Here is a 12,717-nt window from a genome sequence, read left to right on the forward strand (position 1 = left end):
GACACCCCCATATCTGCCAGGATCCCAACGATGCCGGACTTCCCTTCCACCGGCGGCCCGCCTCCTGGCGGGCCGGACGGCTCCGATCCGGCTGAACTGCGCATCGCCGCCGTCGCGGCCGCGGCCCGTTTTCACGGCATCGACCTCGATCGCACCCGGTTGCGGGAGGAGGGTGTGCCCCCCTCACCCGCTGCTTTGGCGGCTTGGCTATCGGAAGCGGGGCTCTGGGCGCGGGCGGTCAAGCTCTCCTGGCGCCAACTCGCCCAGGCTGCCCCCGATCGCCCGGTTGTCGTGCTCTTCACCGATGGAAGCGCCGGCTTGGTCGTCGCGGCCGATACGATGCGCGACCTCGCCTGGCTGCGGGATCCGGCCAATCCACGGGGCGAGCCGGTCGTGATGGACGCCCTGCGGCTTTCACAATGGTGGTCGGGCGAGGCGCTGTTGGTTCGGAAGGGACGCGGTGTTGCGCAGGCTGAGGCACCGTTCGGCTTCGCCTCCGTGGCCCGCCTGGTTTTCGGCCAGCGCGAGATCCTTCACCACGTGGTGCTGGCTTCCCTGGTCCTCAGCGTCCTGGCCATCGTTCCCGCGCTGCTGACTTCCATCGTGCTCGATCGGGTGCTGGTCTATCAAAGCTGGTCCACCCTGACCCTGGTAGGCGTCATGGTCGGCATCACCGTGCTGTTCGAGGCACTGCTGACCCATGCCCGAGGCGAGGCGCTACAGGTTCTGTCTACCCGGATCGACGCACGTCTCAATCTTGCGGTATTCGAGCGCCTCCTGATGTTGCCGCTCGATCATTTCGAGCGGCATCCCACCGGCGAGACCAACCACCGCATCGGCCAGATCTTCCGGATTCGCGCGTTTCTGACCGGAAAGTTGATGAGTACCGTCCTCGACGGCACCACGCTACTAGTGCTGCTGCCGGTGGTGTTCTGGCTTCAACCCATCCTCGCCGCGATGGTGTTGGCAGCGTCCGGCGTCGTCGCCCTCGTGATCATAGCCTTCATGCCGGCGATGCGCCGCGCCTATGGTCGGGCGATCGCCGCCGAGGTGCGCAAGAGTGCGCTGCTCGTCGAGACGGTGCAGGGCATCCGGACGGTCAAGTCGCTGGTGCTCGAGCCGCAACGGCGGGAGGCATGGGACGCCGCCGTCGCCGAAGCTGGCCTCGCGCAGGTTGCGGCGGGCCGGCTCGGCCGCTGGCCGCGCACCCTGACCCTCCCGGCGGAGCGCTTCATCGATCGCGGGGTCCTCCTGGTTGCCGCCTACCTCGTTCTCGACGGAGTCTCCGGCGTCCAGGTGGGGGCGCTCGTCGCCTTCGTCATGCTGAGCGGCCGACTCGCGGCGCCCCTCATCGGTTTCGCCCGGCTGCTCGAAGACGTGGAGGAGGTTCGCACATCCGTGCAGCAGGTCGCGCTGGTGCTGAACAACCCGACCGAGGCCGCGGCGATGCAGAGCGGCGTCTCGCCGCGAATCGCCGGCGCCCTGCGCTTCGACAGCGTGAGCTTCACCTATCCCGGAGCCCGTGGACCGGCCCTCGACGGCGTGTCATTCGGTATCCCGGCCGGAACGATGCTCGGTATCGTCGGTCGCTCCGGCTCCGGCAAGAGTACCATTACGCGGCTCCTCCAGGGGATCAGCCGGGACTATTCCGGAACGGTGCGGGTCGATGGGACCGACCTGCGCGAGATCAACTTGGCGCATCTGCGCCGTTCGTTCGGCATCGTCCTGCAAGACAATGTGCTGTTCCGCGGCACGGTCGCCGACAATATCCTGGCCGGACGTCCCAATCTCACCCATGAAGACGCCATGGAGGCGGCCCGTCTCGCGGGAGCGGACGAGTTCATCGAGCGCCTGCCGCAGGGCTACGGCACGTGGATCGAGGAGGGCTCGTCCAACCTGTCCGGGGGTCAGCGTCAGCGTCTCGCCATCGCGCGAGCCTTGGTCGCCGATCCGCCCGTGCTGATCCTCGACGAAGCCACGAGCGCCCTCGATCCGGAAAGCGAAGCTGTGGTGAACGCCAACCTGCAGCGGATCGCCCGCGGTCGCACGATGGTAATCGTGTCGCACCGCTTGTCCTCGCTTCTCGATTGCGATCTCATTGCGGTTCTGGACCAGGGGCGTCTCGTCGATATCGCGCCCCATGACGTGCTGGTCGAGGGTTGCGCGATCTACCAGAAGCTGTGGCACCAGCAGAATCGCTACCTCGACCGTGCACCAAGGGAACGCACCGTCCGGGCACCGGCCGATGTACCCAGCCTGGCCGTGGCGGAGATCTGACATGCGTGGATTTCGTCACCAGCACGACGATGGCGCGGCCGCCCTCCTCGACTTCGCCGGGCCCAGCCGAGCCCTGGTTACGCTGCCAATGCAGCCGCTGGCGCGCAGCACCACTCTGGTAATCAGTACGCTGATGCTGAGCAGTCTCGCGGCGCTCGCGTTCATCCCGATCGACAAGGTGGTCACCGGACGCGGCATCGTGGCGGCCCCCAACGGTACCCTCGTGGTGCAGCCGCTGGACATCAGCATCGTGCGCGCCATCCACGTCGAACCCGGGCAACTGGTTCGGAGGGGCGACGTGCTCGCCCAGCTCGATCCCACCTTCACTGGCTCGGACCAGTCGAGCCGGCAGGAACAGGTCGCGAGCCTGACGGCCCAGATCGACCGACTCCAGGCGGAGATCGCCGGTCGGCCCTACGCCCCTTCGTTGCAGGATCCCGTGCACGTGCAGCAAGCCGCCCTCTTCGAGGAACGGATGGCCGAACACCGTGCGACCCTCGCGCGCTTCGACGCCGAGACCGGCGCGCTTCAGGCGCAATTGCTGCGGGCGCAGACCGACGTCGCGATCGGCACCAAGCGCCTCGACATCGCCACCGATCTGGCGAGCCGCCGGGCCGAGTTGCAGCGACTGCAGGTCGGCAGCCTGATGAACACGCTGGCGGCCAACGACACGCAGGCGCAGATGCAACAATCCCTCGAGGAGGCACAGAGTGCCGTCACGGCGGGACAGAGTGCCCTGGAAGCCAAAGCCAGCGAACGCGAGGCCTATGCCCGCGGCCGGATCGCCCACAGCGAGGCGGACCTGACGGTGCTACAAAGCCGGCTCTCAGGCGCCCAGGCGGCTCTGGCCAAGGCGAACCTGCGCCAGGGACTGGTTTCCTTGAGGGCACAGGCCGATGCGGTCGTGCTGAGTGTCGCCCGTGTTTCCGTCGGATCGGTGCTGCAATCCGGCGCTGAACTGATCACCCTCGTGCCGAACGATGCTCATCTCGAAGTGGAAGCGGCGGTGTCGGGTCGCGACGTCGGTTGGGTCCGGCCCGGACAGCCGGTGACGGTGAAGTTCGATACCCTGCCGTTCTCCCGCTATGGAACGGCGCAGGGAACCGTTCGGGCGATCAGCCCGGCAAGCTTCACCGAACGCTCGGATCCGTCTGCGGCTTCCCTGCCGCGGCAGGATGGCACCGAGCCTTACTATCGGGTCAGGGTTTCCCTCGACCGGACCGCGCTGCACGACGTGCCGGAGGGGTTCCGCGTCTTATCGGGCATGCCGGTAGCGGCGGACGTCATGGTTGGCCGCCGCACGGTCATGGAATACTTGCTGATGCGCGTGCTCACTCCATTGCAGGATGGTATGCGTGAGCCGTGAACCGTATTTCCTGCCGTGGTGGCTGGTAAGGTGGCCCTGTGCGGTCCTGCGGCGGCACGGTCTGTCACGGCTCGCCCGTAATGATCCCCGCGGGCTGCGCAGCCTCGCTCACGCGGCCCGCGCCGGGGATGCCGAGGCCTGTTTCCAACTTGGCCGAGTCTATTGCTCGGATATGACGGTTCCGCGGTGCCACGCGGAGGCGATCCGATGGCTGCGCAGGGCCGCCGAGACCGGTCATGCTGGTGCGCAATGCCGCCTCGCCGGCCTGCTCACACGTGGCGATACCGTACCTGCTCTCGTCGGCGGCCCCTTTGCCGCCGGTTATGGGCACGATCTTGGCGAGGCCGCAGGGTGGGCGCGGTGCGCTGCCGAGGCGGGCCTCGTGGAAGCGCAGGCACTCTACGCCTGGATCCTGAGGGATGGTCCATCACAGCTGAGGGATCCGGACGCTTCGGTGACTTGGTACCGCCGCGCGGCCGAAGGTGGATGCCCGGACGGCTGGCTAGGCACCGGGATCGCTCTGCTTCGGATTGCCCGCGACCCCACCGAGGAGGCCAACGGCGCGGCGGCGGTGGCTAAGGCCGCCGCCGCCGGCTTGCCCGCAGCCATCCATCTCCTGGGTATGTTGACCGAGGCTGGCATGGGTGTTCCCCTCGACCCTGCGGCAGCACTTCGCCTGTTCCGTGCCTCAGCTGCGGCCGGCTCCCCCGCTGCCCAAGCCCGCTGGGGGGAGGCTCTGATCCACGGTCGCAGCGGCGTTCAACGAGACGTCAAGATCGGGCTGCAGTGGTTGCGCCGCGCTGCGAGTGGGGGCAATGCGGACGCGGCGGCGCTCTTGGGGGATGTATGCTTTCGCGGCGACGGCGTGCCAGTCGATGTCGTCGCAGCCCAGGCTTGGTACCGCCGGGCCGCCGAGCTCGGCCATGACGCGGCCCGGCGGATCGGGCCTGCAGGCGCCGCAACAGTATAGATTTTGCCTTTATCAAGGCGGGGCTGGCCGACGATTGGACTGGGGAGCGTCCGGTCCGCGTCTTAACGGAGATGCTGGACAATACCCCGTCACACCGGATTTTCACTCACGTCCGGACGCGGTGCCGCCGGACGTGAGATCTTTAGGCTCGGTCTCGACGGCCTTCCAGGCTTGGACGGGTTCAGGCTTACTCCGTGCCGGCAGATAGGTGTCCTCCAGGCTGCCTAGAACGCCGCAGAACGGAGAGGTTGAGGCTTCACTGGCGTTGCGGAGTTGTTCCAGCCGAAGCACATGACCCGACCGACGAAGCCGAAGCGTCCACCCTTCAGCATCATCCCCATCTGAACTGGATATGTCCCAAGCCACATCGAGGATGTCTCGGTTCACTCGACCAACGCCGATAAAGTTACAGGTGAACTCGCCTCGAATGGGTTCGTCGGCATGAGCGAGGACGGTGTAGGTGCCTTCGCCCCGTGGCAAGACTTGGAGGCTGCCGGTAGCACTTATCCAAGTCCCCGCGAAACCCTGTCGTGGCGAGTCGACGGCGTCGAGCCAGTTCAGCCACGTCTGTAGGTAGCGCAGGAGACTGCCTTCACCAGCCGCGAGGGCATTCGCACGATCTGCAATTAGTGCGGTCTGCTTGTCCTGAAGAGCCTTGGATAGGGATAGGTCGCCATGAAGTCGTGCCGTGGCTTGTTTGTAGGCGGCAGCGATCCCTGAATCGAGGCGGCCTAGAGCGGGATTCGTGCAGTTTATAGCACCGCCGCTCGTAGAATCCCTACTACATGGGGGCAGGGCAACTAGAGGCTTTTCTTCCGCTGCACAAATAATGGGGAATGTGGCGATGCTCCCAAGGATGCAGTATAGCACAGCAGCGGCCATGTTATGATTCCGGGGGCGGCGGTACTCAGAAAATCGTCTCAATGGCCCAATCCGTGAATGAAGATAGTTTCAGGAACGACTCACTTTCAGGTTAAATAAGGCCGATCAAGTTTTTCTATAAATCAAATTATAGAGCATCAGTGCAAGCACAGCAGATATTAATCCTGTTAAACTACTTGCATAGAAACTATGCGGAATGTTCATCAGATTCATACCGATATGAATCGTAATGCTAATGGCTCCCATAGATAATCCTATAAACGAATTTCCAAGTCCTGTGTTATGTTTATAATTATGCACAATCAGCTCGAATGATGCGTGGCGATATCTCTAGTGAAGAGGATAACGGCTTAAAATCTCGTTAGTGCGCTGAACTGTCTTGTCATATCGACAAGCATAGACCGCTGGAAGCACTCCGTGACCGTTGTCCCACTCGCTGAAGATGAGGTCGCCGCAATCCGCATCCCGGAACGCCATCCAAGCTCGTTGAGCTGCGGCGAGTTGTGCCGTCCATGTAGCCTTTGCCTTAGCAACCTCCCCGGGATCATCCTGACCACGGTCATCCTGCTCAATCACAGATTGAGCCTTCCTGTACGCGAGGTTCAGTCTCTTATCCGCTTCGTTGAGGGCGTTCATTATGCACCCCCCTGTCGCGGCAGTGGTGGGCTCGTTCGTACATAACTTGGCCGAAGGCTGATCTGCCAGTGCCACGCCCACAGTGAACAAACTTATACATAAAAAACTAATAAAAATCGCAACCACTCGAAGGAGGAATACATAGCTTGACGAATCAATGCTGTTTACAGATTTATTCTTCACTTTGATTGATCCGCACAAGGCATGCCGCAGATGGGCTTTATACAATCACTTTTGCGAGTGCGCATCTATCCGCGCAGGCGTATCTCCCGCTATGGTATACCGATGCGGGCGGCAGCAAGGGCACCAGCTTGGTGCGCTCGTCCCTCGCGACGCAGTACAACCAGATCCTGCAGCAGATCACCCAGCAGGCTCAGGATTCCGGCTATAACGGCGTCAACCTGCTGTTCCGCAACGGCAACAGCGCCGCCGACAACACCCTGCATATTGCCTTCAACGAGAGGAACACCTCGGCGCTGGACATCCAGGGCGTGAAGTTCGATGCCACTGGCCTCGGCCTCGAAGCCGTCGAAGGCGGGTTCCAGTCGGACACCGACATCACCGCCGCCGTCGAGAAGCCGATCTCTGCCACCACCCAGCCGCGGAGACAGTCCTTCACCTTCGGTGCCAACCTCTCGGTGGTGCAGAACCGCCAGGACTTCTCGAAGAACCTGATCAACATCCTCGATACCGGCTCGGCCAACCTCGTGAACGCGGACCTCAATGAGGAAGCCGCCAACTCGCAGGCCCTGTCGACCCGCAACGCCATCGCCACCTCGGCCCTCTCGCTGGCCAACCAGGCCCAGCAGGGGATCCTTCAGCTCCTCCGCTAAGCGCACGCCACGCGCGGGGACCGGCCGTCAGGGCCGGTCCCCGCGCCATCCGACGATCGACCCAGGCCCGTTTCCAGAAGGGATGCACCACCATGGCCCTGCGCCTCGACCTCAAGCCATACGAGGGCCTCCTCATCAACGGCGCGCTCATCCGCAACGGTTCGCGGCGCTCCGACTTCCTCATCGAGACCCACTGCAAGTTCCTGCGCGAATCCGAGGTCATCAAGGAGAGCGAAGCCGACACCCCCGGGAAGGTGCTCTGCGTCACCCTGCAGATGCCCTACCTCGCCGACGACCCGGCCGAGGCCGAGGACCTCTTCGCCCGCCAGGCCACCGAGATCATGCGGGCGCATCCGGCGCTCGCCCCCCACCTTCTCGCGATCCACGACGCGATCGCGGATCGCCGCTACCACGGGGCGATCAAGCTGGGCCGCGCCCTCGTGGCCGCCGAGAGGAGCCTCGCCGAGGCCGCGTGATCGACCAGGGCGCTCTTTCTCTTACGAATGCGGCTTTGGAAGGCGTCGATGGGCCAGGATCGTCGGCTGGCGCCTTGGCTTGATGAGATCGAGGGGGCCCGGCGGCCCCAGAAGCAGCCCACGCGCCGACGGTCCTGCTTCGCGGGGCGTCGCGACCTTCCACAATGCGATGTCGACCCCGCCCAACGAGGGGCGCCTATCGATCGACCTGCGCTCGGGAAGAACCCACAGGATGCCGAAGGCGACGAGGCACGCAATGCCAATCAGGGTCGCATTCCAGTTCGGGGCATCCTGGATCATCAGCACGACGAGGCCGCCTACGGCCATGACCGCAGCGTATGCCCTATTCGTGTGCCGGTCCCAGGTCATCCCTCATGTGCTCCGATACAAATCGCCATCGGGTGAAGGCATTCCGTCAAATTTTCTCTGCCGCCGGTTAGATCGAGAGCTTACATGTCGTATTCGAATACGTGGGTCGGTCTTCCTGAAACGATGTCGCGGTGGAACATAGCGCTCTGGTTTCTGACCTTCGCCACGGATGTCTCCATCCAAACGAGGGTGCGGCCCGGACAGTTCCAGGCGTCATCGCCCTGTCGACGGGGCCGCGCGGCGGGGGTGACCCCGCCATGCCGTGAGTGCGCCGCCTACCTGCCGGAGCGAAGAAAGCGCGTGCGTTCGACGAAGGAAGTTTGCATACGACGCCGATGGGCAGGCTCGAGCGTTGCTGCTTCGCGGCCCTTCGCCCGGACCGCTCCATGGAGTCCGTAATGGGCATCTTTCAGAACCTTCTCGAACACGTCACCGCCTATGTCGGCGACAAGACGCTCATGCAGGCGGCCGTGTCGGCGGCCTCGAACGTGATCGTGGCCGACAGCGAGGTGGACGAAGGCGAGGTCGAGGTCGCCCTCGCGGCCATGCGCGCCAATCCGATCATCGAGAAAGGCTACGACACGCTGATGCTGGAGGCGGAACTGTTCGACGGAATCGCACGGGCTCGGACCCGCGTCGGACGGGCGGACAATCTGAGCCGCGTGGCCGCCATCGCGGACCGATCCCTCGAACAGCGAAACGGGGTGTTTCTGATCGCCGCCGACGCCGCCGACCATGAGGGGATCAGCGATGTCGAGCATAAGGCGCTCGAGGAGATCGCCGGCGCCCTTGCCGTCGACAAGGAGACGCTACTCCGGCTGGCTCCGGTGAAGCCATCCACCGCATCGTGATCCGGCTAAAGACCAGCGTGCGTCCACTCCTCCGGCTCGTCGCTTCGGTCGGGTGTGCCCCGAGGGCGACACCAAATGGTTAAAATCACATTAACCATTCATAACGACCCCACGTTAGAGATCCTTCGATTATAGAGCCGGCATCGAACCCCTGCCGGTCATCGCCATGATCCTCGCTTCCCGCAACATCGTCAACGAACACCGTGAAATCGCGGCCATCGCGATCACTTATGGAATCTTTCTGAGTGGGATCATGCTCCTCACTTGGACGATGGCCTGACACAGCCTCCCGAGCAGCCCGAGGCCCTGTCCGGCCGCCTGTGCGGCGTTGACGGACAGGTTCGAGAATCGTGGCGGCGAAGAAATCAGGCTGAGCATCCCCCTGGTTTGGGGATGCCCCGAAGCCGTCGGACGAGACGGCAGGCCGAATGCCCGTCTCCGGCAAGGAACTGATGCGCCTTCACGGATGTTCGTCCATCCAAATCGGAGGACATGAATGTCTGACAGTGCCTTAGCTTCGGTCGTCGTCCCCTCTCTCCGGGCTGCCCGCTCGGCGAGGGAACGGCTGGCTCGCGCCGGGTTTGCCCGCAACAGCGTCGACATCGAACGTCACGACGACGAGTTCCAAGTATCCATCAGCACCAAGGTGGAGAATCTGGATCGCGCGCAGAACATCCTTCGGGGCAATCCCGTCGTCGATGACCTTCGCGATGCAGGCTCGCGCGCGCTCGGCGCCTTCCACGACAACCGGCCCCTGGCGCTGGGCCTTGCAGCCTTGGCGGGCTTTGCCATCTTCCATGTCTCGAAGAAACGGTGAAGCCGAGGCCGACGAGCGCGCGAGGGCGAGCCCCGCAGTCCCAGATTGAGTAGCGTGCGCCGTTTTGCACCAAGCCGAGGTGGCGCTTAGACTGTCGTCCATGAGTCATGAAACGATCCGCCGGTTTATCATCGCGCGCCGCTTCGGCGTGGCGACGCTCGGCGGATTGTCCATGACGATGACGGCTTCTGTCTTCGCGCAGTCTCCCTCGCCGCCGGCCACCGTGAACAACTGGGCGGACCTTCGCGCGACGCTCGCCTCCTGCTGGTCGGTCCCTCCGGATGCCAGAGGATCACAGATCGCATTTCTGTTCGGCATCGGAAAAACGGGTGAACTGCGCGGTGCGCCTCTCGTCACGGCGCGCCGCCTCGAAGGCGATCAGGAAGCCCGCAAACACTACGAGGAGGCAGCGAGAGATGCCGTGTCCCGGTGCTTTCCCATCACGGTGACCCCGTCCTTCGGCGCCATCCTCGGCGAGAGCCCCATCCGTCTGCGCTTCGTCAATACGCCGCCGACGGCCGCCTACCAGATCAATGGCAACATCACGATCTTCGCGCCACACTGATCCAGAGGCGACGGCGACGCGCCGACGAAAAAAGGGCCGCCTCGCGGCGACCCCCTTCTTGTCGACATCCCATTCCGGCTCAGTAACCGTCGTAACCACCGTAGCCGTAGCCATAGGCCGGCGCGGGGGCGTAGCCGCCGTAATAGCCGACCGGGCGGCCATAGCCGTAACCGTTGTAGCCGTAGCCGCCATTATAGGCCCCGGCCGCGATGGCTCCGGCCGCCAAGCCGGCGACGCCTAGACCGATGGCAGCGCCCGGACCGATGCCGCGACGGCCATATCCGTAACCCCGGCCGTAGCCGCCACCATAACGACCGTAACCACCGCTGTAGCGGCCATAGCCGCCGCGATGACCGTATCCGCCATGGCCGCCGAAGCCACCACCATGGCCGTAGCCGCCGCCGTGGCCCCAGCCGCGGGCTTCCGCAGGTGCCGCCGCGAGGAGGGCACCGAGGCTGACGGCCGCGGCCGATAGAAGTGCGAGCTTGCGCATTCGAGATATCCTGTTGTGAGGTATGTCCATCAACGGACCGGGCGCCGGGCCGTTCCCATCGGCCCCCGGGGCGCTGGCGACGCAGGCCGGCGAGCAACCTCCGAGACCAGGAGGATCGGCCCCGTCCCGTTCGCCCGAAATTCCAAGGAGAACCGTCATGAAAGTCGTCGCGGATCTATGCATCGTGCCCATGGGCGTCGGCCCTTCGGTCTCCTCCTACGTGAAGGAGATCAAGGTCATTCTCGAGGCCAGCCACCTCAACGCCGAGATGCATGCCAACGGCACCAATATCGAGGGCGAGCTCGCCGACATCTGCCGGCTCATCGAATTGTGCGAGGAGAAGCTGAGCCAACTCGGCGTTCAGCGGGTCTTCTTCACCATGGCTTTCTCCTCTCGGCGGGACAAGGAACAGTCCATGGCCGACAAGCTGACGGCCGTTTCCTGATCCGCCGGCACCATGCGCGTGCCCATGCGTTGAAGCGGTCCGATCCCCGCATGAGGACCGAGCCCGCATGCATCCGTCCCGACGCGCGTTCCTGGCCGGTACCGGCCTCGCTCCCCTGATGGTGCCGCTGCTGGAGCGCGCCGCGTCTCCGGCCCGAGCGGAGGAGGGCGGTTTGATCCGTCGGACCATCCCATCCTCCGGCGAGACGCTCCCCGCCATGGGGATCGGCACGTCGCGCCGATACGAGGTCGAGCCGGTTCCCGAGAAGATCGCGCCCCTGCTCGAGGCGGTGCAACGGTTCGTAGCGCTCGGCGGCTCGGTCATCGACACGGCGCCGAGCTACGGCACCGCCGAGGACGTCCTCGGCCGGATCCTATCCCAGGACGGTCTGCGCGAGAAGGTGTTCCTGTGCAGCAAGGTCGGGACACCGGGTCGGGAAGGAGGAGCGGCCGAGATCGCGCGCTCCTTCCGCCGCATGACGACCAACAGGATCGATCTCGTCGCGGTCCACAACCTCATTGATACGGCGACAAATCTGGCCACGTTGCGGGATCTGAAGGCCGACAAGAAAATCCGCTACATCGGCGTCACGGTCTGGCGCGACAGCCAGTTCGCGGATCTCGAGGCCGTGATGCGGCGCGAGACGATGGATTTCATCCAGGTCAATTACGCCCTCGACGATCGCCGCGCCGCCGAGCGCATCCTGCCGCTGGCAAAAGAGCGCGGCATGGCGGTGATGGTGAACGTGCCCTTCGGGCGCGACCGCCTGTTCAAGGCCGTTCAGGGACGCGACCTGCCTCCCTGGACGGCCGAGTTCGGCTGCGCGAGCTGGCCGCAATTCTTCCTGAAATACGTCCTCGCCCACGAGGCCGTCACCTGCCCGATCCCCGGCATGGCCAAGGCGGCCTATGTCGAGGACAATCTCGGCGCGGCACGCGGCCGTTTGCCCGATGCCGCCCAGCGAACCCGAATGGAGGCCTATGTCGACGCGCTCTGACTCCCTCAACCGCCGTTCCGCCCTCTTGCTCGGAGGGTGCCTCGTCGCCGCTTCGGGCCTGCTCGCAGCACGTATTCCCGCCTCGGCCCAGCCTGCGTCGCAACCGGCACGCATCGGCATCGTCGGAGCCGGCAATATCGGCAGCACCATCGGCGGCCTCTGGGCCAAAGCCGGCCACGAGGTGATGATGTCCTCGCGCCACCCGGAGGAGCTGAAGGGCCTCGTCGAGGGACTCGGGCCCAAGGCGAAGGCGGGCAGCCCGGCCGAGGCCATCGCCTTCGGCGACGTCGTGCTCATCGCGGTGCCCTACAAGGCCTATCCGCAGCTGGCGCAGGACCATGCCGCCGCGCTCAAGGGCAAGGTGGTGATCGATGCCGGCAATGCGACGCAGGCCCGTGACGGAGAGGTCTATGGCGAGGTCCAAGCCAACGGCATCGCAGCGGTCTCGGCCAAGTACCTGAATGGGGCGAAGGTCGTCCGCGCCTTCAACGCGGCGAATTACAAGGTCTTTGCCAAGAACGCCCATCGCGAGGGCGGACGCATGGCGATCCCCATCGCCGGCGACGATCCCGCGGCGCTCGCGATCGCGGCCCAACTCGTCAAGGATGCGGGGTTCGAGCCGGTGGAGGTCGGGCCGCTGGCCAAGGCGGACGGCTTCGCCATGGGCTCCCCCGGCTTCGGCCTCGACCTGACGGCGGAGGAATCGCGGGCGCGCTTCGGGGTCGCCCGTTGAGCGACGG

General features: G+C 64.7%; 13 protein-coding genes and 1 pseudogene. 11 read left to right on the forward strand and 3 right to left on the reverse strand.

The window, feature by feature from the left end; translation table 11 throughout:
- Positions 1-30: 30 nt before the first annotated feature.
- From K368_RS24920 to K368_RS26820, 3 genes are read left to right on the forward strand one after another with little or no spacing between them, the layout of a single operon-like run.
- The gene (locus K368_RS24920; RefSeq protein ID WP_081739605.1) at positions 31-2,277 is read left to right on the forward strand and encodes a peptidase domain-containing ABC transporter; all 2,247 of its coding nucleotides are present in this window, start codon (positions 31-33) and stop codon (positions 2,275-2,277) included.
- Between the two features lies 1 nt (position 2,278).
- The gene (locus K368_RS0116865) at positions 2,279-3,643 is read left to right on the forward strand and encodes an HlyD family type I secretion periplasmic adaptor subunit (protein WP_051439905.1); all 1,365 of its coding nucleotides are present in this window, start codon (positions 2,279-2,281) and stop codon (positions 3,641-3,643) included.
- Positions 3,633-4,613 (forward strand): tetratricopeptide repeat protein, encoded by a 981-nt coding sequence (locus tag K368_RS26820; RefSeq protein WP_197031030.1) that lies wholly within the window; start codon positions 3,633-3,635, stop codon positions 4,611-4,613. The genes K368_RS0116865 and K368_RS26820 overlap by 11 nt, the downstream gene beginning before the upstream one ends.
- A gap of 1,212 nt (positions 4,614-5,825) precedes the next feature.
- Here the strand turns inward: K368_RS26820 and K368_RS27465 are convergent.
- Positions 5,826-6,314: a lysozyme inhibitor LprI family protein gene (locus K368_RS27465; protein WP_245259605.1), complete on the reverse strand. Its 489-nt coding sequence runs from the start codon at positions 6,312-6,314 to the stop codon at positions 5,826-5,828.
- Positions 6,315-6,448: 134 nt separating this feature from the next.
- Between K368_RS27465 and K368_RS24930 the strand changes: the two are divergent.
- Together K368_RS24930 and K368_RS0116880 are read left to right on the forward strand one after the other, a co-directional pair.
- A pseudogene (locus K368_RS24930) lies at positions 6,449-6,964 on the forward strand (flagellin); the annotation flags it as partial.
- Positions 6,965-7,056: 92 nt separating this feature from the next.
- Complete coding sequence (locus K368_RS0116880) at positions 7,057-7,440, forward strand: flagellar biosynthesis repressor FlbT (protein ID WP_027173345.1); 384 nt, start codon at positions 7,057-7,059, stop codon at positions 7,438-7,440.
- A gap of 21 nt (positions 7,441-7,461) precedes the next feature.
- Here K368_RS0116880 and K368_RS0116885 read toward each other — a convergent pair whose 3' ends face one another.
- Entirely contained in the window at positions 7,462-7,767 is a 306-nt protein-coding gene (locus tag K368_RS0116885) for a hypothetical protein (RefSeq protein WP_027173346.1), read from the reverse strand.
- 440 nt (positions 7,768-8,207) lie between these two features.
- Here K368_RS0116885 and K368_RS0116890 point away from each other — a divergent pair, with 440 nt between their 5' ends.
- From K368_RS0116890 to K368_RS0116905, 3 genes are all read left to right on the forward strand, one after another.
- Positions 8,208-8,660, forward strand: a complete 453-nt coding sequence (locus K368_RS0116890) for a tellurite resistance TerB family protein (protein WP_027173347.1) — start codon at positions 8,208-8,210, stop codon at positions 8,658-8,660.
- 496 nt (positions 8,661-9,156) lie between these two features.
- Entirely contained in the window at positions 9,157-9,477 is a 321-nt protein-coding gene (locus K368_RS0116900) for a hypothetical protein (protein ID WP_027173348.1), read from the forward strand.
- A gap of 100 nt (positions 9,478-9,577) precedes the next feature.
- The gene (locus tag K368_RS0116905) at positions 9,578-10,042 is read left to right on the forward strand and encodes a hypothetical protein (RefSeq protein ID WP_027173349.1); all 465 of its coding nucleotides are present in this window, start codon (positions 9,578-9,580) and stop codon (positions 10,040-10,042) included.
- Between the two features lie 79 nt (positions 10,043-10,121).
- On the opposite strand, the gene K368_RS0116910 is transcribed toward K368_RS0116905, so the two are convergent.
- A complete protein-coding gene (locus K368_RS0116910) occupies positions 10,122-10,535 on the reverse strand; it encodes a hypothetical protein (RefSeq protein WP_027173350.1) in 414 nt (137 codons plus the stop codon).
- 157 nt (positions 10,536-10,692) lie between these two features.
- Here K368_RS0116910 and K368_RS0116915 point away from each other — a divergent pair, with 157 nt between their 5' ends.
- The 3 genes from K368_RS0116915 to K368_RS0116925 all read left to right on the forward strand — a co-directional run bounded on the left by K368_RS0116915 (position 10,693) and on the right by K368_RS0116925 (position 12,710).
- Complete coding sequence (locus tag K368_RS0116915) at positions 10,693-10,980, forward strand: MTH1187 family thiamine-binding protein (protein ID WP_027173351.1); 288 nt, start codon at positions 10,693-10,695, stop codon at positions 10,978-10,980.
- A 67-nt stretch (positions 10,981-11,047) separates the two neighbouring features.
- Complete coding sequence (locus K368_RS0116920; RefSeq protein ID WP_027173352.1) at positions 11,048-11,977, forward strand: aldo/keto reductase; 930 nt, start codon at positions 11,048-11,050, stop codon at positions 11,975-11,977.
- Complete coding sequence (locus K368_RS0116925) at positions 11,961-12,710, forward strand: NADPH-dependent F420 reductase (RefSeq protein WP_027173353.1); 750 nt, start codon at positions 11,961-11,963, stop codon at positions 12,708-12,710. Before K368_RS0116920 ends, K368_RS0116925 begins: the two co-directional genes overlap by 17 nt.
- The last annotated feature ends 7 nt before the right edge of the window (positions 12,711-12,717 follow it).

The organism is Methylobacterium sp. 10, assembly GCF_000519085.1.
Lineage (GTDB): Bacteria > Pseudomonadota > Alphaproteobacteria > Rhizobiales > Beijerinckiaceae > Methylobacterium.